This is a genomic window from Bacillus cereus group sp. N24 (assembly GCF_016483345.1).
GTDB lineage: Bacteria > Bacillota > Bacilli > Bacillales > Bacillaceae_G > Bacillus_A > Bacillus_A toyonensis.
Map to the genome: position 1 here is coordinate 220,070 of NZ_JAEHCA010000003.1, position 23,731 is coordinate 243,800.

Consider the following 23,731-nt stretch of genomic DNA (forward strand, 5'->3'; position numbering starts at 1 on the left):
TTTGAAAAGTATTTATTAATAAAACACGTACAAATTTTATAAAAACACTATTTTCGTTCGATTTTTGCAAACTCTTACATTCACTATTACAACTTCGTTAAAATGACTGGCCCATCTTTTGTAATCGCAATTGTATGCTCGTATTGAGCAGATAATTTCCCATCCATCGTTCTTGCAGTCCATCCATTTAAATCAACTTTAGAATAGCGCATACCTACATTTACAATCGGCTCAATTGTAATTACCATGCCTTCTTGCAGCTTAGGTCCTTGTCCCGGTTTACCAAAATGAAAAATTGCTGGTTCTTCATGAATCTCTTTACCAATCCCATGCCCCGTAAAATCTCTTGCAACAGAAAAACCTTCAGCATTTGCATAACTTTCAATTGCAAAACCAATATCCCCTACATGATTACCGATTACCGCCTGATCAATTCCTTTATATAAAGCACTCTCAGCCACTAGCAATAACCTTTTTGCTTCGTCAGAAACATCCCCTACTATATATGTCCATGCAGAATCTGATAGCGCACCATTTAAGTTTACTACCATATCAATTGTGACAACATCTCCCTCATTTAAAGGAACATCGGCCGGAAACCCATGACACATTTCATCGTTTACAGACGCACATATCGCATATGGATACCCGTTGTAACCTTTCTGCTCAGATGTTGCACCATGCTTTTCTAAATACGCTTCAACAAACGTCTCAATTTCTTGTGTTGTTATTCCTGGTTTTATCATTTTTCCTATTTCTCTATGACATGAAGCAAGTAATTTCCCAGATTCATGCATCAAATCTATTTCACTTTTCGTTTTAATTGTAATCATTCTACCCCTCCTTGCTAAGCTTGCTATTTGCTACTAAAGTTCAATCATACACACCCTCTAGCAAAAATTCCAATTACAAAAGCAAACATCATTTATTTCTATTTTTTAATATACATTTTTTGGATGTTTATTTAGTGTTTTTTATTGATATTCACTTATAAACAACGTATATTGTTACTATACTATTAAAAGGAGGGTTTTTAAAAATGATGCATGCAGGAAGACTACGTCAGCAAACTTTGAACACTAAGTAACTTAATATGTTCAAAGGCTCTGTTTTCATAAAGCAGAGTAAACGGGATTAGTCTGCACATTTTTAATAATCTTCAACGGAAAAGTACACTTTCTACATGGAGAAAGGCAGATATATATCTGTCTTTTTGTCGCATGTTTTTTCATACAAAGAGAGACCTCTATTTCTTATATCCTCGTTTACTCTTAACCACAGACAGAAGCCCGTCTGTGGTTTTTTTATGATTACATCTTCTTATATCTCACTAATTTGATCCTATTGGTGTAGTTAGGGGGAAAATGGTAACAGAAAACGTACTCAAGCATTAAGATTAAAATAAGCATTTGGAGGAAATAAAAATGAACACACTTAAAATTAAACAATTAGCAACTAAGGAAGGCCTAAATATCTTAGAAGATTCAATAAAAATCAATGAATCTGGTGCTGACTTTCAAGTAGCACACGCTAAAGAACAAAACGGAGATAAATGGATACTAAGAATTCCTCGTAGACCAGAATCTATGAGACATGCCCTACAAGAAAAAAAGGCATTGGAAATCATTAAAAACCATGCAGGATTCCAAGTTCCTGATTGGTCTATATTCACTGAAGACTTAATTGCCTATAAGCAACTAAGTGGCGTTCCTGCTGCCACTATTGATATAGAACAACAAGGATATATATGGAGCTTTAATGAAAAAAACGCACCATCTGAATACCATATTTCATTAGGAAAAGTTCTAGCGAATTTACACTTATTACCTCAACAAGAATTTAATAATATCGGCATTGAAATTCTTACTGCTAATGAATTAAGAGCTTCTATGAAACAAAGGATGAATCGAGTGAAGGAACAATACTATGTCAATCAAAAATTATGGGATCGTTGGCAAACATGGCTAACTGAAGATTCTTTTTGGCCATCTCATGTAGGAATAACGCATGGGGATATACATCCAGGTCATATCCTGATTGATAAGAAAAATAATGTAACTGGCTTAATCGATTGGACAGAAGTAGGGATAGCTGATGTTTCTATAGATTTCACATCACATTATCTGCTCTTTGGGAAAGATGGACTAACAAAGTTAATTAGCTCTTATGACAATGCTGGTGGTAAAACTTGGTCAAGAATGGATGAACATATTATCGAACTTCTAACAACAAGTAGTATCACTGTTGCTGAATATGCTCAAGTGTCAGGTTTGAAAGAGATGCATGAAGCAGCTGTACACATGCTAGCAACTGAAAGTTAATGTAGTTACAAAAAAACTTTAAACTAAAAAACAGAAGAACTCTCTTCTGTTTTTTAGTCATTTTTACATATATAATTCATTTTCAAAAACTCAAAACAACTACCGTTCGTCTCCTGGATAAACGTTCCAACTGCTTCAAATCCTGCCCTTTTATATACTTTAATCGCTCTCTCATTAAATGTCGCTACTGAAAGTGTTATATAGTTGCAGCCGTATTTTTCTTCACTAAAATCTAGTCCAGCCTTCACGAACTTTAACCCTAATCCATTGCCAGCTATATCAGGTCTCATTCCAAGTCCTATATCAACCGTTTGATTATTCATTTTAGAAAAACTCAAGTAACCAATGAGAGTACCATTTTCCTTCACAGCAAACGTATCGTTCCCTCTCATTTCCATACTTAAAAACTCTGCTAAATCTTCTTGATCTGCCTCTATATCATAAAAGGAATATTTCCCTTCATAATGCCAGTTGTATGCAATTTCCTCTGCTTCCTTTTGGTTCATTACTGTAAATGTATAATCCATTCTCCCATCTCCTTTAAAAAAAGAGCTGCAATTAAGCAGCTCTTTTTTATAACTCGTATATCTCTCTATACTTCGCTTCTAAATAATCAGCTAAGTAGTTTGCATTTAGCCCTTCACCTGTTACATCTTCTAAAATTTCAAGTGGCTTTTTCGTTTTGCCATATTGATGAATGTTTTCTGTTAACCACTCACGAATTGGCGTCACGTTACCTTCTTCTAATAATGCATCAAAGTTTGGAATATCTTTTAACATTCTTTGCTGAAATTGCGCTGCATACATGTAACCAAGCGCATAAGATGGGAAGTATCCAAATGAGCCACCAGCCCAGTGAACATCTTGTAATACACCTTGTGCATCATTTTCTGGACGAATTCCTAAATATGCTTCCATCTTATCATTCCAAGCCGCTGGTAAGTCCTTCACTTGTAGTGTACCATCAAATAATTCTTTCTCAAGCTCATAACGAACCATAACATGAAGCGGATATGTAAGCTCATCTGCTTCTATACGAATGAATGAAGGCTTCGATTCGTTAATCGCATCATAAAACTCATCGACTGATATATCGTTAAATTGACCGTCACTATACTCTTTTAATAAATCATAATTTTTCTTCCAGAATGATTTATTACGACCGATAAAGTTTTCAAAGAATAATGATTGCGATTCATGAATACCCATAGATGTTCCACTACATAGCGGTGTACCCTCAAATTTTTCTGCAATATTTTGTTCATATACAGCATGACCGCATTCATGAATTGTTCCAAACACAGCCATACGGAAATCTTTCTCATCATAGCGTGTTGTAATACGAACATCCCCTCTATTTAATGTAATTTCGAAAGGATGTACCGTTTCATCAAGACGCCCTGCTTCAAAGTCATAATTCAATTGCTTTAATAGCTCTAATGTAAAGTTCTTTTGTTTTTCTTTCGAAAAGTGTTCCGATAAAGCACTTGTTTTTAATCCCTTTTTAGACTCTGAGATTTCTTTTACAAGCGGCACGATACGCTCACGAAGTTGACCAAATACATGATCTAACACTTCTACTGTAATACCAGGCTCATACATGTCTAATAATGTATTATATTTATATGTTTCGTAACCCCAATATGTAATAAATTTCTTTTTGAATTCAACAATTTTTTCTAAATACGGACGGAACATTTCGAAATCAGATTTTTCGCGTGCTTCTTCCCACACACTTTCCGCTTTCGCTTCTAATTTCACATACGCTTCGTATTCAGCTTGTGGAATTTTCTTATTTCTATCATATTCTTTACGACACTCTTCAACCATTTTCTTCGTCGTTTCAGAAAGTTTATCTTCAGATATTAAAGCTTCAAGCTCAGTTAAGTAGTTCCCCATCTCATCTGAAGTCGACATAGCAAACACTTCTGACGAAAGCATCCCTATGACTTCTGAACGCTGATCCACACCTTTTTTTGGTGCACCCGTTCTTAAATCCCAAAACATTAAGCTTAATGCTTCTCCGTAATTTTCTATCTTCTTCACATATGTTAAAAATTGTTTTTCTACTTCATATGTAGCAACTGTCATCGTATAAAAGACCTCCTTTTTCTACCTCAAACTTATTTCGACACGGAAACATAAATTCCTTTTATAATAGAAAAAAAGCTTGGCAAGCGCCAAGCTTTTCCTTACAATACTTTACCTTCTACCGGAAGTACCTTTTTCACTGCTTCTATCACTTTTTCATCTTCCGTATCTGATAAGAAGATTGATATAGCACCTTTATCGTCGCTCGTACGAATTAAACGTCCAATCCCTTGACGAAGACGTAAAATCATATATGGCACATCTACATCCCAGAATGGATCATTTACGTGCTTACGTTTCGCTTCAAACACAGGATCGTTTGGAGGGAATGGTAATGACCAAATTATTACATGTGATAATGATGAACCAGGAATATCTAAACCTTCCCATAAATGAACGGCACAAAGTACAGTCTCTTCTTCATTTTGGAAACGAGAAACGAGCTGACTAATTTCTTGATCCCCTTCATATAAGAACGGAACTGACATTTGCTCTTTACTTACATATTCTTTGAACGCTGCAAGTTCTTGCGTTGTACGGAATAATACGAGCGTACGTCCATTCGTTTTCTGTATATTTTCAAGTGTATATTGACACTTTCTTTCCCATTCATTTTCTTTCGTATGCGAAAGTAAGTTTACTGCCATTTGCTCTTCATAATTAAACGGTGAGGCAACTGAGAATGATAAGTAATCTTTTACCCCTAAGCTATTTGCAGTAAATGCGAACGAATCGTTGTCCGATAATGTCGCAGAAGAGAAAATGTATGGAATTTTCTTCGAGAATACTTTTTCTTGTAACACTTCTTCAACTGCACGCGGCATAATAACTAACGTGAAGGCACCATCACCTTCTTCACCCCACGTAATTACATTTTTCTCATGCATGAAAAGACGAAGTGAATGTTCTAACACATCTAAATGTTCATCAACGATATTTAAATCGTATGTGTTTACTGTATGCATTTCACTTTCAAATACTAGTGCATCACCGACTTCACCGATTTTTGCATAAAGTCTTTTCGCTTCTGCGGTTACTTTTTCTGTCACAGTAATTTCTAAACGATCAGAACCTTCAATTTCCTTTTTATTCTCTTGTAACACATCAAAGAATCGCTCTGTTTGCCAAATTGTTTCTTCTACTAAATGTGCAAACTCTTCACGAATATCGTTCTGTAACAATCTCGTTAAAAGCTGCTCCATCATCGTTTGCTTTAAACGGTACGTTAAAGCTTTTTGAGCTGCATATTCTACAAGATGTCCTTCATCGAATACAACGCAGCTACTTTCAGGTAATAATGGAATTTGTCCTTCACGTTTACGAGCATCGTACGTCCAAATATGATCCATATAAAAATCTTGAGAACAAATGATTAAATCTGCCGCTTTACGATAATGTTCACGAGAAAGAGTTTGTCCACAACGATGACGTGAATCACAAGTGAAGCAATCTTGGAAGTAATCCCAGTTTACTTTTGACCATTCCTCATCATTTAAAAGTGGAAATTCTTTTCTGTCACCATAGTGAGTAAAGTTTTGCATCGTACCATGATCAAATACAAACTGTGGTAATTCATAATATACGTCTTCAATTACTTCTGGAGCTCGTCCACTCATAACATCTTCAAGTTTACGTAAACATAAATAGTTATCCATCGATTTCGCAAGTCTTACGTCAACAGATAGTCCTAATGCTTCTGATAACTTAGCAATGTCCCCTTCTTCTTTCACAAGCTGCTCAATTAATGTTTCATCTGCACAAGCGATAATAGCAGGTTTTCCTGTATAACGCGCATAACAAATTGCATATAAAAGGTATACAATCGTTTTCCCTGTTCCTACACCCGCTTCTGCGAACATAACTTTTTTCTCTTGGAAAGCACGCTCTAATTGAAACGCCATAAAGATTTGTTCATCACGCTCTTCAAAGCCTTTTTCCGGAAGGATGTCGTAAAATACATCTCCAATCCACTCATTCAACTTATCATAAAAATTATCTTGTTTTCCTACTTCAAATGGTAATCTCTTCTCAGTAAACATCCTTAGCCTCCAACCAAAAAGTTTTTCTATAAAACGATATAGTAACTGCTACTCATATGTGTGCAGCCACTTTCCCCTGTTGCAATACTTAGAAATACACGAAAAAAAATTTTCCTTTCGAAAAAGGAAAATTTTCTTCTATATTAATGACTTTAAATACCGTTTATCAATCGCTGTTTCATGTGAAAGAGCTGATAAATATTCTTCTTGCGCTTTTTGTATCTCATCTACAATTACGCCTTGACTATCCACTTCTTTTCCGAGCTCATCATACGTACGGTGAATAGCTTTTTGAATCATCGATAATTGAAAACTATCCATATCACTGCCTCCTTTACGCATTACATAATAGCCAGTATATGCGTGCTGGAGGAGTTTTATACTATGAATTACGCGGTGGACGTTTTCCGAAGTATTGGTAGTAATCTGTACGGATAAATCCGTTAAATAGTTTACGTTTCTTCGATGCATCTTTTCCGTAACACTTCTCAAATGCTTCGTAACTTGTTAATACATACGCTGACCACGTATCTAATGGGCGGAATACTTGTCCCATTTCTTTATACAGTTGTTCAACGAGTGCTTTTTCACTTAAACGTTCTCCGTATGGAGGATTCGTTACGACGTAGCCATAATCCTCTTTTGTTGTAAAATCTTTTACTTGCATTTGTTTAAATGTGATTAAATCACCTAAACCTACTTCTTCTGCGTTTTCTTGTGCAACTCGAATCATACGATGGTCAATATCAGATCCAATGATTTGTAATGGTTGATTATAATTTGCTAAATCTTCAGCTTCTTGACGAGCTTCGCGCCAATTTTGTTTCCCAACCCAGCCCCATTCATCCGATGCAAAGCCTCGGTTAAATCCTGGTGCGATATTTTGTCCAATTAATGCGGCTTCAATCGGAATTGTTCCAGATCCACAGAAAGGATCCACGAAAGGACGATCTGGCTTCCAGTTCGTTAATTTAATTAAAGACGCAGCTAATGTTTCTTTTAAAGGAGCTTCCCCTTGATCCATGCGGTACCCACGTTTATGAAGTCCAACACCACTCGCATCAATTGTTAATGTTGCAATGTCTTTCAACATTGCAATCTCAATACGGAATAATGGACCATCTTCTTCAAACCAAGTTGTACGTTTATATGTTGTTTTTAATTTTTCAACGACAGCTTTTTTAACGATACGTTGGCAATCCGAAACACTGAATAACTCAGATTTTAGAGATTTACCGATAACAGGGAATTCTCCGTTCTCTGGAATATAATCTCCCCAGTTTAATGCTTTCGTTTTTTCAAATAGCTCATCAAATGTTGTTGCTTTAAATTCGCCAACTTTAATTTTCACACGGTCCGCAGTACGTAACCATAAATTCGTGCGACAAATCGCCTTTTCATCTGCTTCAAATGTTACTTTGCTGTTTTCTACTTGACATTCATAACCAAGATCGCGAACTTCTCGGGCAACTAACGCTTCAATACCCATTGCCGCTGTTGCAATTAAAGTAACTTTTCCCATTTGCATTCACCTCTTATGTATATTCAAACAATAATTAATAGCAATTTGTCCTATTAATCATTACATTTTACGAAAATTTTTCTCATTAACCATTGTAACTCATAATTTATAAATTCATACAAATAAAAAGCCCTCCTCTAACAAAGGAGAGCTGAGTTATTTCATAGTTGGTTCATAACGTTCTGTAAGCCATGTTCTGTTCCTTTGTACTGCAAACGGCCCACGCCTCGTACTCCGGTAGCAATCATCTATCTACAGGTTATGAAAACCTGTCCTTTTCCGTCGTTCATTTCCTTGGAAAAGATTCCCCTACCATTATTTGGGTTTCTCGCTCGTGGGGTTTACCTCGTTCCACTCCTATCATTTCTTCAAGGACTTCGTCACTGTGGCACTTTAAAGGTAGTCAAACCATATCCGAAAGGACTTAGGTTTTTTCCCTGCCGTTAAACCAGCCTTACAGCCAGAATACCCTAGCTTATGAATTGGCTAGGCACGAACACTACAGCCATCTCAGGCCGTGCGAGCATGGACTTTCCTCTACAACGTTGGCGTTGCAGCGATTGCCCAAACGTTATGACATCCATTAGTATAGTGGAAACAAAAAGATTTTGCAATGTTTTTTTCTATGTACAATGCCTCAACCTTGTTTCCACCTTATTTTATTCGTATAACTTACTTCCAAATACAGCTTTTTCTAAGTTAGATAAACGTTTTAAAATATCCGTATTCGTGTTGTTATATACCGGTTGTGCAACTGGTGTTTGTACAGGTTGTTGTGGAGCTTGTGTTGCAGCTAGTTTTTGTTCTTCTAATTCTCGTTTTAAACGAACATTTTGTTGCTTCAATTGATCAAATTCTTTGTGGAAAGCTTCATAGTCTTTAATAATCATATCAAGAAACTTGTCTACTTCTTCTTGTTGATAACCTCTCATACCTGTTTTAAATTCTTTTTCCAAAATATCTTTCGCCGTTAATTTAATTTTATCCGAAATCATTTTCTTCACCTCAAATTTTTGCCAAAACTTTCATTAACTAAATTTTTTCAGAAACAATGCCTTTTGTCAATCATATATACGAGTACAATATTACATATTACTCTGCATTATTCCACTGTTCCTCTTCTATTATATCTTGTAAATCAGAAAAAAGAATGAAATAACTGTGATAATTTTCTATTTCTCCTTTTTTCTTAGCTACTTCTACAATATATTTAGGACTCCCAGGCTTTTCTTCATCATATACAGCTAAAAGAGCATCACTTTTTTCAATAAAAAATTGATTCTTTAATTTAAATTGCTCTGGGCTTTCGTACTTCCGTTTCGTAATACTATCAATGTGATCTGCTTGTGAAAGAATAAATTCGTAATATTCACGGTTATCTTCTTTCCAATTTTCTTCTTGTTCTAAAAAAGGAGTAAATACCGCTAATTTTAAATCTGGATATGCTACTTGAATTTCAAAAACAACTTCAGCAGCCCACAATTCTACACCTAGCTGGCCGCTTATAATAACCCACTCCAAACCATCTTCTACAAAAGCAGTTAATTTACGATGCAGCGCTTTTTTTATGCAGTCTACTCCTGGATGATCCTTTTTAAATATTCCAAGTTCAAATGGCTTATATCCTGTTACAGCAACAACTTTCATATCAACACTCCAATTACAAAAAAAGAACTAGCATTTTGCTAGTTCTAACATATCATTTACTTTTTAAATATTCCACCAACATTTGGTCCTACATTTGGTCCTACATTCGGTCCTGGTCCAAACGGTGATACATTCGGTCCTGGTCCAAATGGGGATACATTCGGTCCTGGTCCAAATGGGGATACATTTGGCCCTGGTCCAAATGGAGATATTTGATGACCGTGGTGATGGTGACCATGACCACATGGTCCACATCCACCGCCAAATCCTGGATCGATTGGATCTACAACATTTACATTTGAGTTTGTTTGCGGGAAGAAGTTTTGGTTTTTAATTTGTTGATGGTGTACATGTGTCGTATGCGTTGGGAAAATGTGTGGCACCACCGTTGTTGAAAAAGAATGTGTTACACACTGTTTCGTCGGATGAATGACAGGAGCAGTCGTACAAATAGGTCCTACAGGCTTATGCCCTCCAAAACAAGGATGACAATGATGCATAGTTTTTTCTCTCCTCTCTCGTTAAGAAAATCTGATTACACTTTACAATATGAGAAAAGAGGTGAAGCCGTTTGTTATATATACCCATTTGTTTCATGGAAATTTGTCTAGTGCTACACTTCATTCATACTATTTCATTATGGACAACAAACCATCATCACTTACCAAAGAACCCTCCAACCTGCTTAACAATCCCCGTCACTTGATTCATCGCATTCATCATTTGTCCAGCTGTATTCATCATTTTATTCACATCATAGTTACCATCTGAATTTTTAAATTGGGAAACAAAGCTCGAAAACTGACTTGGTTGCTGTTGTTGCTTTTGTTTATTCATCGTCGGATACGGTTGTTTTGGCGGATAAAACATCGCTTGTTGATTTCCATAGGGAGATGATGGTGGTGGTGGCATATAATATTGTGAGTTCATATAAGGTTGCTGCTGATTCATATAGGATTGTTGCTCTTGTTGCGATTGATTCATATAGGGTTGCTGCTGTTGCTGTTGATTCATAAACGATACTTCAAATGGCTGGTAATAATTTTGATTTCCATAATGAGGCTCGAAAGGATACATATTATACCGTAAATATGTATCCGTATTATATTGGTACATATTTTGCTGTGCATATGGATTTGGTTGCTGATATACGTTAGATTGTTGAAACATGCATTCTCTCCTCCTTCACATAAGTTTCTACATATATAATATGTACTTGTAAAATAATTTGTGTGACGGAGTATCTGTCTATTTTTGTCGGAAGTTTAAATTTTTAAAAAATTAAAAAAGAAAACCCTTCCATGCTATGATAATTAAGAAGAAGATTCTCATGGGGGAGGAATCAACATGGTATTAGGGGATTTAAAACAAGCGTTTTCTCAAAAGAAGGGGTATTACACAGAGAATGTAAATGAATTATTAGACTTTGCGAGACATTGTTATCTCGAAGGAAAAATATGTATATCGGATTACCGAACATTAATAAAAGAATTAGAAATAAACGGTGCAACAAAACCTACAACAATGACAGAAGCTTAAAAAAACAAGAGGGTTTCCCCTCTTGTTATTTACATTGCTCAACTATATTTTGCAAAGTATACGAAATGGCTTGATGTGTTTCAAAAAAACGTTTACCTTTTCCTTTATTTACAAAACATTGTAACACATTCGTTTGTAAATTATCGTACACTTGATCAATTTGCTGTACATGTATATACTTCGGTTTTTCTTCCTTAATCCACGTATAAGCTAATTCTTTCCACACCTTTAATTCCTCATCTACTATGTCTACAAACGGCTTCATATCCTTATAAAAGTCATATTCAATTATTTCTCTTTTTTTTACATTCGCTTCATTATTATACTGCATGAGTTTTTCTGAAGACTGTATTAATGCTTCATACTCCATTTCATTCCCACCTTATTATGCACTCACTACGATGTTTTGAAACGTCTTCACCCAATTCCCTTTTTCTTCGTGATGCACTAATTTATTTTCCATATGCTCAATATGCATTTCTGTTATTTCTATCTTATTACATATTTTTTCGCTCTTATCCTTCAATGCATGATTTATTCTAATTCCTATATTCATTTCCAGCAAATCGAGAGAACTTAACATTTGATCCATTTTTTTCATTACATCTACTTTCTGAACCATCGCCATATACAAAACGCCCCCTTCTTTGCTTTTCCTTTGTCATGTAATTTCGCCGGATAATTCTTCACTCCTGCACACATGACAAAACTAGTTGTTATTCGTCAAAGAAATCATTTTGAATGTCATTTATAGAAATGGTAACAATACAAAAAGGAGGTGTATGAAGATGGCAAAGAACAAAAACGAAAAAAAGAAAAAACAAAACAAACAACAAAATAAACCCGAGACTGGTAATCCAAAGCTTGATGGCCCAAACTTCCCTGCTACATAAAGTGAAAGTTTAATTAATGGGGCTTTTCCAAACTACTAATTTCTAAATCCCCCTTAATCTTCTACTTTCATTCAGTTTTGAGATTAAAATCTTAACACACTTAGCAGGATTTCTTCACATTAAGAAGTCCCATCTTCATTTATAAAGATGGGACTTCTTTTTTATTATATCATGAACTCGTCTATTCTTTTAACAAAACGATTCACGATAGAAACTGCATAGATCTGCTCCCTCTTTCTTCTATACCATTCCTTTATATTAACTTCATCCTTCGGTTCTTCAAATAAAAACAATGCATTCATTTTCGAATCTTCACAAAACCAATCCCTCATTGTTATTTCCTCATGTGCAACAAGAGAATACACATCTCTTAGTGCAGGTGTATAGGATTTTCTAGTTCCCCTTAAGTAATATTCATAATCTTCTCTAGAGCCAGTATGTGTAGTTTGTAGTGCAAACTTATAAAATAAACGTTTATAAGTCGGATGAAACAATAACCACGCTAATTTTTTCCCAAGCTCTATACGCTTTTGCAACGTTTCAAATTGATAAACTGAAAACCCATACATCCCTCCTTCAATGGTTGGAAAAATAACTGCACTAATATGCAACATGTCTTGAACTTTAAAAAGCGCCGTATGAAATACATGTTTTTTAAAGTAGCTATTCTCAATAACTGGTTTTTGAATTTTATTTTGCTCATTTATAATAAGCGCTGTCATAAGCCTATTCATATCTTTTTTCTCCCAGAAAAATGTCCATTCTTTTTCCATGAAAAGTGATACGTTGAAAAATTGCAACAAATGAAAGAGAGGTATACGTCTCCTCTTGCTTTCTTCATATAGTAGTAACTGTGGAAATGCATCTAAGAAAATAATCCAATTAGCCTGTTCATATATGAGAAACAAATGTTTTTTTACTAATCGAGGCAAAACAGTAGCATAATATCTTCCTTCTAAATCAGTCATATTCCAGCCTGCATTTCTCGAAACCATACTCGCTAAAAAAGACCACCTGATTTCACTATTTCTTACATAAAATTTTTGATACGATTGTGTCCGAGAAATGTTGTCCATATTAGCTATTTCTGTTTTCTTTTTAATAGTGTGAATGATTGCTTTTTCTTCTTTTGTACAAACCATATTTTTACGATATTGTTTTATTTTTTCGTAATCATTCCATGTAAACATAAATAAGTCATCATGCCTTTCTTCAAAAAGGTCACATCTTTTTTCATTTTTTGATATAATCACCTTTGTAAGTAATTCTTAACAAGTTGGGAGTGGACACACTATGACCATTCGTTACCCAAATGGAAAAAGGTACAATCAAGCTTCACTACCTCCTAAAACACCAATAAAAAAACATACTTATAGTAATAGAGGTATGTCCCTTGAAGAGGAATTGAATGAAACAAATCAATATTACTTAACCCATAATATTGCATGTGTACATAAAAAACCTACACCTCTTCAAATTGTAAAAGTAGATTACCCCGCTCGAAGTGCTGCAGTGGTAAAAGAAGCGTATTTTAAACAACCTTCTACAACGGATTACAACGGTGTATACAAAGGGAAATACATCGATTTTGAAGCGAAGGAAACAAAAAACAAAACTAGTTTCCCACTTCAAAACTTCCACCTTCATCAAATTGAACATATGAAGCAAGTAATTGCTCATAATGGAGTTGCATTTGTTATTATTAAATTTACACTTTTTGATGAATTTTATTTACTCGATGCGAAACATATTATTGCATTTTGGAACCGTCAAAATAATGGTGGGCGTAAGTCAATTACTAAAGAAGAAATAGAAGCGCATGGATCATTGTTATCATGCGGTTATCACCCTCGGATTGATTATATCCGTGTACTAGACACGGTTTATTTTTCGTGATAGAGTCATCACTAAGGCTCTTTTTTCGACTTTTGAGGGAGAGAATGAAAGGTAGGAGAAAGTATAATGTCAGATAATTATCGTTCTCGTACAGAACGAAATCATGCGAAAAATCAAACGGAAGAAACAAATAAAGAAAAAAAACCAAAGAAAAAAGGCTCCTTTTTTAAGAAGTTCCTTATAGGTTGTCTACTTCTTGGTATCGTTGGTCTCGTAGCTGGCGTTTCCGCTTTCTTTGTTATGGTAAAGGACGCTCCAAAATTAGACAAATCAAAACTTGTCAATCCTTTATCAACAAAATTTCTTGATAAGAACGGAGATTTTTTCTATGAATATGGTGCGGAAAAACGAACCCATGTTACTTACGATCAAATTCCAAAAGTAGTTGAAAATGCATTCCTTGCAACTGAGGATTCACGTTTCTATGACCATAATGGAATTGATTTTAAACGAACTACAAAAGCAGTTATGGAAAATGTCACTGGTGGTTTCGGTTCCCAAGGTGGTAGTACGATTACACAACAAGTAGTTAAAAACTATTTTCTAACGATGGAAAAAACCGCAAAACGAAAAGTGCAAGAATGGTACTTATCTTACAAATTAGAGCAACAATACTCTAAACATGAGATTTTAGAAATGTACTTAAATAAGATTAATCTAGGTAATCGCTCTTACGGTATTGCAACAGCGGCCCAAAAATATTATCAAAAAGATTTAAAGGACTTACAATTACATGAAGCTGCGATGCTCGCTGGCTTACCTCAAGGTCCTAACATTTATGATCCAACAAAACCAGAAAATGTTGAACGAGCAACAAATCGTCGTAATATTGTATTAACATTAATGAATCGACACGGCTATATAACAAAAGAAGAAATGAATAACGCAATAAAGATCCCTGTAACTGAGGGTCTAAAAAAATCAGAACTAACTGAAATGAAGTTTCAAGCATTTTTAGATGCTGTCGTAAAAGAAGTTGAAAAAGAATACCCTGATGTAAATATCGGTTCAGATGGTTTAACGATTCATACAACCCTTGATCGAGGTGCTCAAGAGTACGCTGAACAAATTATGGATGGCAATCTCATTAAGTATCCAAACGATCAGTTCCAAGGATCATTTGTATTTATGGATACACAGTCTGGAGAAGTTCGAGCAATTGGTGCTGGGCGTAAAGAAAGTAAGTCTACTTTCAAAGGTCATAATATGGCTGTTGATTTAAAACGCCAAGTTGGTTCAACAATGAAACCAATTTTCGATTATGGTCCTGCAATTGAAAACCTTCAATGGTCTACTTATCATCAATTAAATGACTCTGAATATACTTACTCTGATGGCACAAAGATTAAAAATGCTACCGGTAATTTTAAAGGTGACGTTTCACTTCGTGAAGCATTGAAGAAGTCATTAAACATCCCGGCTTTAAAAACAGCTCAAGCAGTCGGTATTCCTAAGGCAAAAGAGTTTGCTGAAGGTTTAGGCATGACGTTTAAAGATGGGATAGCACATGAATCTACTGCAATCGGTAGTAATGAAAGCTCTCCGTTAGATGTCGCTGGGGCTTATGCAGCATTTGGAAATGACGGTGTATACAATAAACCTCATTTCGTTAAAGAAGTTATTTTCCCAGACGGAAAAAAGAAAAGCTTTAAACCGAAAGAACAACGTGCAATGCACGACCATACAGCTTACATGGTTACTGACGTTCTTCGTGACGTAGTAAAACCTGGTTCCGGCGGTACAGGGCCAACAGCATATGTTTCTGGCTTTGACGTTGCTGGTAAAACAGGAACACAAAACTTTGATGCAAGAGATGTAAAAAAATATGGCATCCCAGCTGATGCTAACAGAGATAGCTGGTTCGCTGGATATACACCACAATATACGATGGCTGTGTGGACTGGTTACGAAAAGAATGGTCCAGAAAATTACATTAGCGATCGTTATACTAAAATTGCGCAACAAATGTTCCAAGTAATGATGAGCAAATTCGCTACAGATAAATCTCGTTTCGAACGCCCTTCTTCTGTACAAGAAATAAACGGCGAGCTATACGTAAAAGGTGCGAAAAAAGATGCAATTAAAGAAATTAAAGTAGATCCACCTAGTGGCCTTAATGTCGCTTTCGATGGCGCTAGTACAGTTACACTAAACTGGTCTGGCCCAACAGCAGTTGATGCTTATGCGGCAACTTATAAAGCTACAGACGGTTCTAGCGGTAGCTTATCAGTTAGCGGTACAACAGCTACTCTTGGTGGTATTAAGCCTGGTGTTACTTACAGCTTCTCTGTAGTAGCGAAAAAAGGTACTGGAACAAGTCCTGCAGTTGGTGCATCCTTCACTGCCCCTGGTGGAACTCCAGACGCTAAGAAAGCTGAGGAAGAGGCAGCCAAAAAGAAAGCCGAAGAAGAAGCTAAGAAAAAAGCTGATGAGGAAGCTCAGAAAAAAGCTAATGAAGATAAACTAAAACAAGAAGAAGCTCAGAAAAAGGCTACTGAAGAACAGCGTAAACAACAAGAGCAACAAGAACAACAACGTAAACAACAAGAAGAGGCTCAAAAGAAAGCTGAAGAAGAAGCTAAGAAAAAAACTGAAGAAGAAGCTAAGAAAAAAGCCGAAGAAGAAGCTAAGAAAAAAGCTGAAGAAGAGGCTCAAAAGAAAGCTGAAGAAGAGGCTAAGAAACAACAAAATACAGGTGAAGATACACCTCACGCAGACGGAAATGTTGTTACAACAGAGTCTTAATACAAAAAAAGAAGTCCTTTCTCTTAACGAGGAAAGGACTTCTTTTTTGTTATCATTTTCTTTACATATAACTTTTCTATTTCAATATACAACTGTGCTAACTGAATATAAGAATGATAATTATTTGGTTTCTTTATAATGAACGAATATCGCTCCATAAAATTAACTGGTTGTACTTCCAATTCACTCGTGTAATCTTCCATTTCATTCAAACTATGAACAGGTTGCTCATTTAGCCAATATACAATTGATAACAAATGTGCTGCAAAAAGAATCATCGGGCCTTCAGCTTCTTGTTTCTTTCTGTTTCGAAATAATGTGGCAATGTCTTCATGCTTATTTTTCCATACATTCAACATTACCGGAATACTGTTTTCAATTTCATTCCACGGCTCATATTGTCTTTCTATATCAAATATAAAGTAAGTATTTTGTATGATTTCTTCAAAAGATTGGTCTGTATGATACTTAATCGAATTTGCGTTTTTTTGAAAAAATGGTAAGTACCGAAATTCTTTCGGTACTCCTATAACTCGCTCCATCCTTTATTTCCCCTTCATTCGCTTCTTTCCTTCGCGACACACTTCTAGCAATCGACACTCTTCACATTGTGGTCGCTGCGCTTTACAGTGATAACGTCCAAAGAAAATCAAACGGTGATGTGTAACGCCCCATTCATCCATCGGAATTTTCTTCATTAATGTTTTTTCGACTTCTAATACAGAGTCTTTCCATCTACAAATCGCTAATCGTTTGCTCACCCGCTCTACATGCGTATCGACAGCAATTGCCGGTATCCCAAATGCTACCGATACTACAACATTTGCTGTCTTCCGTCCTACACCAGGTAACTTCGTAAGCTCATCTCGATCTTTCGGCACTTCTCCATTGTAATCATCTAATAACATTCGGCACAATTTTTGAATATTTTTTGCTTTATTTCTATACAATCCAATAGAACGTATATCTTGTTGTAACTCTTCTAGAGAAACACTTAAATAATCTTCTGGTGTTTTATATTTTTGAAATAAATTTTTCGTCACTTTATTTACAAGTGCATCTGTACATTGTGCAGATAATGCCACTGCAATTACAAGTTCGAATGGATTATCATGAATCAATTCACAATGTGCTTCTGGATACATATCCGCCATTGTGTCTAAACAATAACGAATTTGCGTTTTATTTAACATAGACTTCCTCCTACATTACTGCTCCAACCAATTATAAAAAGGCACTTTCCCAGTAAATTTCGTCTCTTGTGTTGTTACTTGTTGCGCTCGTTGCTGATTTGCTCTAAATTTCCGTCCTTGATTTTGAGCTTGATCTACTGTTTTAATTCCATTCTTTTTCCACTCAAATAAAATACGATCAATATATCGGAAGTTCAGCTTACCGCTCATCACAGCTTCTCGTAGAGCCGCTTGAATTAAATTCGGATGATGTTGATCTTGATCCTCCCACATTCCCAATGTTTCACATTCAAATGGAGAAAGTGGTCTTCCGAATTCTTTTTCAAATACTGTATATAAATTTACTTGCAGTTGTTTTTTTTCTTTTTGTTCTTCCTCTATTGATTCATTCATTAAGAAATGCAATATTTTTTCCCATAGCGGTTGTAAAGAATAACTTTCACACATCATCGCTTCTGATCTTTGTCCACCTTCTAGTGATAAAAAACCTTTTTGAATCAATGTTTGAATTACTTCCATACATTTCATTTCCGCTATTGTCATTCGTTCGGAAATCTCCGACGGAGTCGGAAACGAATTTCCCGATTCTAAAAATGTATGCACATGAAGTAAAACCATAAATTCCGTTTCATTTAACCCTAATTTTTTATAATGCATCATAAGTAATTTTGGAATCGCAATGCTTCCCTGTTCAAACCACTGTAACATCATTTTCTTTTTCATCACCAAACACCTCGTTCTCTAGTATAACACACCTTTCGCTATTTCTTTTTGCCACAATTCGTCAAAAAAACCTCCCTATTATATAGAGAGGTTTTTTATTGTATTAACGAAATATACAATTAAGCTTTCACTTTACTTTTCATAAACGTATGAATACGTTCTAATGCTTTCTCTACTTGTTCAAGAGATGTCGCATATGATAAACGAACGTTATTTGGAGCCCCAAATCCTGTACCCGGCACAAGAGCAACTTTTTCCTCTTCTAATAAAGCTTTCGCCCACTCATCAACTGTATCATATCCTGATAAAGCTACAGCCTCTTTTACATTAGGAAATAAGTAAAACGCGCCTTGCGGTTTAATACAAGTAAAGCCAGGGATTTGAATTAATTTATCATAAATAATGTTTAATCTCTCTTCAAATGCTTGGCGCATTGTTTCTACAGGTTGTTGTGAGCCTGCATATGCCGCGATTGCGCCGTATTGAGCGATTGAAGTAGGGTTTGACGTACTATGACTCGCTAAGTTCGTCATCGCTTTAATCAGCTGCTTATTTCCAGCTGCATATCCAATACGCCATCCTGTCATAGAATGAGATTTAGATACACCATTAATAATTAGGGTTTGTTCTTTTAATGCATTAGAAAGCTGGGCAATTGAAGTATATTCCGCACCACCATAAATTAACTTCTCATAAATTTCATCTGAAACGATTAAAATATTATGTTCTAAACATACTTCTCCAAGCTGTTGTAATTCTTCTTTGCTATAAATCATTCCTGTTGGATTGCTCGGTGAATTAATAATAACTGCTTTCGTTTTCTCTGTAATTGCCTCACGCAACTGCTTTGCTGTAATTTTGTACTCATTGTCTTCTAAACCTTCTACATAAACCGGATTACCGCCAGCAAGCTTTACTTGTTCTGGATAGCTTACCCAGTAAGGAGTTGGGATGATAACTTCATCTCCTTCATCAAGCAACACTTGGAATAATGTATATAATGCATGTTTTGCACCATTACATACAATAATTTCAGATGGCTCATACTGAATGCCTTGATCGCGCGTAAATTTCTTCACAATTTCTTGTTTTAACGATTGTAATCCACCTGTTGGCGTATATTTCGTATGCCCTTCTAACATCGCTTTATGCGCAGCTTCCATAATATGCTCTGGTGTATTAAAGTCAGGTTCTCCTGCCCCTAATGCAATTACATCATGACCTTCTGCCTTTAACGCTTGTGCCTTTGCTGTAATTTCTAAAGTTGAAGACGGTGTTAAAGCAGCTACTCGCTTTGCTAATTTCATTTGTAGTTCCCCCTACATCTATTTTTGAGCGCTATATCGTCTTAAAAACGACCCATCTTTAAATTCAAGATAGTAGTAATTATAACGATTGTCATAATCAATATATGTAACTTCCCATAATGGTACTTCTACTGGTACACCATCTCTAATACCTTTTTCAAAGCCTAATTTCACTTTCAGAATTTCTTTCGGCTTTCTTTTTGATTCTTTATCGCCGACTTGTTCTATTGTTCTTTGTATAGCCTCTTTTTCGGAAATACCTTCACTCTTTTTCCTTACTACGGTATCCCCTTTTTTCTCAGGCACCCAAACGATAAGATGTTCTCCCTTTTCATCTGTACCCTGTACGACTGTATATGCAGCTTTTCCGTTGTAATAATCAACAGATGTCACTTTTGTAAGCTTTGCTTTTTCTTTAGCAATTTCTACAGATTTCGACTCTTTGGGAATTTTCTTGTCCATCGCTTTATTATAAACATACGCCCCATATATTCCGCTAGCAACGATAACGATAATGATTGCAAAGATCCACTTTTTCATTGTATCACTACGTTCTGTAAATCGTAAATACAGCTGTTTCTTTGTCTTTTTCGTCTAATGCTAATCCGAACATGAGGTCCTGCTCTTTTAACGTACGATTCAAACTATCAACAATTTTATACAAATCTGACGAATATTTAATACGCGTCGTTGATAGTACTTCGATTTTCTTCTCCATGAAAAAACTCCTCCGTTACACAAAAATTTCTAATTATAGAAGAACGCAATGCGGTTACAATAAGAGTACATTCTTTACAACCCCTGCTTCATCACCCATCTATTATAGCAGGACATGTACAGCAAAAAAAGGTTTCAAGTCGAAAACCAATACATTTTGTATACAAGAAGTAAGAAAAATAAAATTCCTCCTACCCACATTTTTTACGCCTGAAGTTTATAAGTACTTCAGGCGTATTTTTCTTCCAATTTTTATTCATTTGACGGTTCTTCTAATTGCACCAACAACTCTTCTAACGGTCCTTCATAAAGAGGTACGTTAGGAATTGATTGTAAAAATCTTTTTCCATAGGAAGAACTCGTCAATCGACGGTCTAACACTACTACCGTCCCCGTATCAGTATTCGTTCGAATTAAACGCCCAAATCCTTGTTTGAAACGTAATATTGCTTGCGGGAGCGCTAATTTTGCGAATACATCCTCACCTTGATTTTTTAGCCATTCACCTTTCGCTTCCATCATCGGCTGATGAGGAGGTGTAAAAGGAAGACGGACAATGACAAGACAACTCAAGGCATCTCCTGGAATATCGATTCCTTCCCAAAAACTGCTCGTGCCTAACAATATTGACTTGTCGAACTCTTGAAACTTTCGAATTAAGCGACTTCGACTCCTATTGTTTACACTTTGTGTTAATAATAGATAGCCTTCTAATTCATCATTGCTTTTCAAATTCGCATACGCTTCTTTCAGCATTTCATACGAAGTGAATAAAACGAGCATTCTCCCTTTTGTAACTTTTGCTATCTTGGCAATATGTTCCGATACAGATTCAATATATTCCTCATTACTTACTCGCTTAATAAACGGTACATCCGTTGAAACCATTAATTTCATTTGTTTCTCATAATGGAATGGCGATTGAACCTGTAAAGTATTTGGAGCAAAATCATGTAAGCCAAGCTCTTCTTTTATATAGTCAAATGTATCGTTAACTGTTAATGTTGCAGATGTAAAGATAACACTCTTTTTTTCTGTTAAAAATTCATCAGCAAACCTTTCACCAATATGAACTGGTTGCGCGTATAAAATGGTTGAATGAATCGTTCCTTTCGTCTCCGTCTCCATCCAAGTTACATATGCATTTTTTTCCAATATGAGCAACTGTAATGATTCTGCCATCTTTCTCAGTAACCCACTTAAATGCATAAATTCACCCGTAACAACATGCATTTCCCACTCTAACTTACTTTGCAATATATCTACTTGTTTCTCAAGTATGGTCACTATTCTTCTTAATTCATATACAAAACGATTTGTTAACTCAACAATACTATCCCACAACTTACCTTGCTCTACTTCCGTGTTATATCGATAAATGAGCGGCATATTGTTCGTTCCTTGTTCTTGTTTTGTTTGTTTAAATATAAAAGTACGTAACATTTGGAATAGTTCATCCGCATCAAATTTAAGTTCCTTCAAACTATGGCTTATCATACGGAAAGTAGAACGGGATGCTTGCTCTGATTTTTTCATCATTTTATATACTTTAGAAAGCACATCATCCGTTTCTAGTGTACCAAGTCGAGATAAAATCAATTGAAAATACATACAAGAGAACTGTTCACCTAGTGTTCTACTCGCAGCTTCTTCAATATGATGAGCTTCATCAAAAATTATATGTTCACATGAAGAAAACAGTGGTTCTTCACTTGAAAAATCTTGAAATAATAATGCATGATTTGTAATAACGATATCTGCAAATAAAGCTTTATTTTTCGCTCGCTGATAAAAGCATCGACTAAACCAATTACTTTGCATACCGCCCGGACTATACGCATCACTACAAATACGATTCCAAAGTAACTTTCCGCCCTCTGGAATATTTAATTCATCTCGGTCACCTGTTTCAGTTTTTAATAACCAAACTAAAATTTTCGCCTTCGTAAGTGCCATATCGTAATTTTTTTCTTCCTCTTGCAAAGCATATTCAAATTTATGTAAACAAAGATAATGCTTTCTCCCTTTTAGAAGAGCTGTCTCAAATGAAAATGGCATTATTTTTTGCAATAACGGAATTTCTTTTTCAAGTATTTGTTGTTGAAGTTGTACCGTTTGTGTACTGATAACGACAGGTTCTTCTTTTTTATTCGCAAAATAAAGACTAGGAAGTAAATAAGCAAGAGTCTTTCCCGTCCCTGTACCTGCTTCAATAAGAGAAAAACGAGAATCTCTTAACGCCGTATATATCTCTTTCATCATCATTTGCTGACTTTCTCTTCTTTCAAACTTCGGCATATGTAATTCCAGTTTATCCATCGTTTTATTCAAGAAAGCATCAAACTTTAATGAATATGTTTCTCCAAGACTTAAGGAATAGTTCCGTTTTCTCAGTGCAATATTGCGATACACTTCATATTCCGCTTTTATTTCTTTACCATGCATTACTTTCTTTAAAATATTTTCAGAAAGCACATCAGCTATATCACTTTGGAAAACATCACTCAATTCATAAAGTGATTGTAATGTAACAAGTGGTAATTTTTCAATTTCATTTAAAAATTGTAAAAACAGCTCTGCTGTCGCAAGAGCATCACTATCCGCACGATGTGGTTGATCGTGTTCGAGTTCATGTTTCTTAGCTAAATCACGTAATTTATAACTATCGGCTGTTGGCAAAAGAATTTGTGCCAATTCAACCGTATCGATTTTAGGACAATGTATTTCTGTATATCCAGCCTGCCTTAATTCTTCGTTTAAAAAATTCCAATCAAAGTGAACATTATGCGCAACGAAAGCGGCACCTTGTAATAGCTCAACAATCATCGGGGCTACATCTTGAAATAACGGGGCTTGTTTTACAAGACTTTCATCAATCCCTGTTAATTCTGTAATAAATACGGGAATCTCTCTCTTTGGGTTAACAAAAGATGAAAAAATCTCCAATATCTCTCCATCTTCTACTACAACAGCTGCAATTTGGGTAATTTTATCTTTCCCGTCTTTCCAGGAGTTTCCTGTCGTCTCTAAATCAACAACGACATAACGTTTACTCATATATGTAACACCTCAATTTCTTACCTTTCAAACAACAATAA

At 35.5% G+C, this 23,731-nt stretch carries 24 protein-coding genes and 1 other RNA gene; 4 read left to right on the forward strand and 21 right to left on the reverse strand.

Annotated features, from left to right (window positions below; translation table 11 throughout):
- Positions 1-86: 86 nt before the first annotated feature.
- Positions 87-833, reverse strand: coding sequence for a type I methionyl aminopeptidase (locus tag JDS95_RS06990; protein ID WP_000628447.1), 747 nt, complete (start codon positions 831-833; stop codon positions 87-89).
- A 591-nt stretch (positions 834-1,424) separates the two neighbouring features.
- Here JDS95_RS06990 and mphL point away from each other — a divergent pair.
- On the forward strand, positions 1,425-2,321 hold the full coding sequence (gene mphL / locus JDS95_RS06995) for a macrolide 2'-phosphotransferase MphL (protein ID WP_085449980.1): 897 nt from the start codon (positions 1,425-1,427) through the stop codon (positions 2,319-2,321).
- 53 nt (positions 2,322-2,374) lie between these two features.
- Here the strand turns inward: mphL and JDS95_RS07000 are convergent, their stop codons facing one another.
- The 10 genes from JDS95_RS07000 to JDS95_RS07045 all read right to left on the reverse strand — a co-directional run bounded on the left by JDS95_RS07000 (position 2,375) and on the right by JDS95_RS07045 (position 10,790).
- A complete protein-coding gene (locus tag JDS95_RS07000; protein WP_000386697.1) occupies positions 2,375-2,848 on the reverse strand; it encodes a GNAT family N-acetyltransferase in 474 nt (157 codons plus the stop codon).
- Between the two features lie 46 nt (positions 2,849-2,894).
- Positions 2,895-4,412 carry a carboxypeptidase gene (ypwA, locus tag JDS95_RS07005; protein WP_000215061.1) on the reverse strand — a complete coding sequence of 506 codons (1,518 nt, stop codon included), beginning with the start codon at positions 4,410-4,412 and terminating at the stop codon, positions 2,895-2,897.
- Positions 4,413-4,513: 101 nt separating this feature from the next.
- Positions 4,514-6,451: an ATP-dependent DNA helicase gene (locus JDS95_RS07010; protein ID WP_000493721.1), complete on the reverse strand. Its 1,938-nt coding sequence runs from the start codon at positions 6,449-6,451 to the stop codon at positions 4,514-4,516.
- Between the two features lie 138 nt (positions 6,452-6,589).
- Positions 6,590-6,772: a DUF3921 domain-containing protein gene (locus JDS95_RS07015; protein ID WP_000376898.1), complete on the reverse strand. Its 183-nt coding sequence runs from the start codon at positions 6,770-6,772 to the stop codon at positions 6,590-6,592.
- A gap of 61 nt (positions 6,773-6,833) precedes the next feature.
- A complete protein-coding gene (locus JDS95_RS07020; protein WP_000521231.1) occupies positions 6,834-7,973 on the reverse strand; it encodes a THUMP domain-containing class I SAM-dependent RNA methyltransferase in 1,140 nt (379 codons plus the stop codon).
- 180 nt (positions 7,974-8,153) lie between these two features.
- Positions 8,154-8,545, reverse strand: an RNA gene (rnpB, locus tag JDS95_RS07025) — RNase P RNA component class B.
- Between the two features lie 87 nt (positions 8,546-8,632).
- Positions 8,633-8,968, reverse strand: coding sequence for a cell division regulator GpsB (gene gpsB, locus JDS95_RS07030; protein WP_000622427.1), 336 nt, complete (start codon positions 8,966-8,968; stop codon positions 8,633-8,635).
- 97 nt (positions 8,969-9,065) lie between these two features.
- The gene (locus tag JDS95_RS07035) at positions 9,066-9,620 is read right to left on the reverse strand and encodes an SLOG family protein (protein ID WP_000869383.1); all 555 of its coding nucleotides are present in this window, start codon (positions 9,618-9,620) and stop codon (positions 9,066-9,068) included.
- 56 nt (positions 9,621-9,676) lie between these two features.
- Complete coding sequence (locus JDS95_RS07040) at positions 9,677-10,120, reverse strand: spore coat protein (RefSeq protein ID WP_000546286.1); 444 nt, start codon at positions 10,118-10,120, stop codon at positions 9,677-9,679.
- 157 nt (positions 10,121-10,277) lie between these two features.
- The gene (locus JDS95_RS07045) at positions 10,278-10,790 is read right to left on the reverse strand and encodes a YppG family protein (RefSeq protein ID WP_000487694.1); all 513 of its coding nucleotides are present in this window, start codon (positions 10,788-10,790) and stop codon (positions 10,278-10,280) included.
- Between the two features lie 177 nt (positions 10,791-10,967).
- Between JDS95_RS07045 and JDS95_RS07050 the strand changes: the two genes are divergently transcribed.
- Positions 10,968-11,159 (forward strand): YppF family protein, encoded by a 192-nt coding sequence (locus JDS95_RS07050; RefSeq protein ID WP_000242658.1) that lies wholly within the window; start codon positions 10,968-10,970, stop codon positions 11,157-11,159.
- A gap of 25 nt (positions 11,160-11,184) precedes the next feature.
- Here JDS95_RS07050 and JDS95_RS07055 read toward each other — a convergent pair whose 3' ends face one another.
- The 3 genes from JDS95_RS07055 to JDS95_RS07065 form a co-directional block, all read right to left on the reverse strand.
- Positions 11,185-11,529 carry a YppE family protein gene (locus JDS95_RS07055; RefSeq protein ID WP_000455491.1) on the reverse strand — a complete coding sequence of 115 codons (345 nt, stop codon included), beginning with the start codon at positions 11,527-11,529 and terminating at the stop codon, positions 11,185-11,187.
- A gap of 15 nt (positions 11,530-11,544) precedes the next feature.
- Positions 11,545-11,787, reverse strand: a complete 243-nt coding sequence (locus tag JDS95_RS07060) for a hypothetical protein (protein ID WP_001252045.1) — start codon at positions 11,785-11,787, stop codon at positions 11,545-11,547.
- A gap of 429 nt (positions 11,788-12,216) precedes the next feature.
- The gene (locus JDS95_RS07065) at positions 12,217-13,242 is read right to left on the reverse strand and encodes a DUF2515 domain-containing protein (RefSeq protein ID WP_002105458.1); all 1,026 of its coding nucleotides are present in this window, start codon (positions 13,240-13,242) and stop codon (positions 12,217-12,219) included.
- 103 nt (positions 13,243-13,345) lie between these two features.
- Between JDS95_RS07065 and recU the strand changes: the two genes are divergently transcribed.
- Together recU and JDS95_RS07075 are read left to right on the forward strand one after the other, a co-directional pair.
- On the forward strand, positions 13,346-13,948 hold the full coding sequence (gene recU, locus JDS95_RS07070; protein ID WP_000155587.1) for a Holliday junction resolvase RecU: 603 nt from the start codon (positions 13,346-13,348) through the stop codon (positions 13,946-13,948).
- A gap of 66 nt (positions 13,949-14,014) precedes the next feature.
- Complete coding sequence (locus JDS95_RS07075; protein WP_001283081.1) at positions 14,015-16,693, forward strand: PBP1A family penicillin-binding protein; 2,679 nt, start codon at positions 14,015-14,017, stop codon at positions 16,691-16,693.
- Between the two features lie 23 nt (positions 16,694-16,716).
- Here the strand turns inward: JDS95_RS07075 and JDS95_RS07080 are convergent, their stop codons facing one another.
- The 7 genes from JDS95_RS07080 to dinG form a co-directional block, all read right to left on the reverse strand.
- Complete coding sequence (locus JDS95_RS07080) at positions 16,717-17,235, reverse strand: YpoC family protein (protein WP_000442696.1); 519 nt, start codon at positions 17,233-17,235, stop codon at positions 16,717-16,719.
- Positions 17,236-17,238: 3 nt separating this feature from the next.
- A complete protein-coding gene (gene nth, locus JDS95_RS07085) occupies positions 17,239-17,886 on the reverse strand; it encodes an endonuclease III (RefSeq protein ID WP_000933024.1) in 648 nt (215 codons plus the stop codon).
- Between the two features lie 15 nt (positions 17,887-17,901).
- Positions 17,902-18,609 carry a DNA replication protein DnaD gene (dnaD, locus tag JDS95_RS07090; RefSeq protein WP_000728536.1) on the reverse strand — a complete coding sequence of 236 codons (708 nt, stop codon included), beginning with the start codon at positions 18,607-18,609 and terminating at the stop codon, positions 17,902-17,904.
- Positions 18,610-18,728: 119 nt separating this feature from the next.
- Positions 18,729-19,916, reverse strand: a complete 1,188-nt coding sequence (gene aspB / locus JDS95_RS07095) for an aspartate transaminase AspB (RefSeq protein WP_000761567.1) — start codon at positions 19,914-19,916, stop codon at positions 18,729-18,731.
- An 18-nt stretch (positions 19,917-19,934) separates the two neighbouring features.
- Positions 19,935-20,456, reverse strand: coding sequence for a cell wall elongation regulator TseB-like domain-containing protein (locus tag JDS95_RS07100; protein ID WP_000758736.1), 522 nt, complete (start codon positions 20,454-20,456; stop codon positions 19,935-19,937).
- Between the two features lie 7 nt (positions 20,457-20,463).
- Positions 20,464-20,634: a YpmA family protein gene (locus JDS95_RS07105; protein WP_000412179.1), complete on the reverse strand. Its 171-nt coding sequence runs from the start codon at positions 20,632-20,634 to the stop codon at positions 20,464-20,466.
- A gap of 251 nt (positions 20,635-20,885) precedes the next feature.
- A complete protein-coding gene (dinG, locus tag JDS95_RS07110; RefSeq protein WP_000044975.1) occupies positions 20,886-23,690 on the reverse strand; it encodes an ATP-dependent DNA helicase DinG in 2,805 nt (934 codons plus the stop codon).
- Between the last annotated feature and the right edge of the window lie 41 nt (positions 23,691-23,731).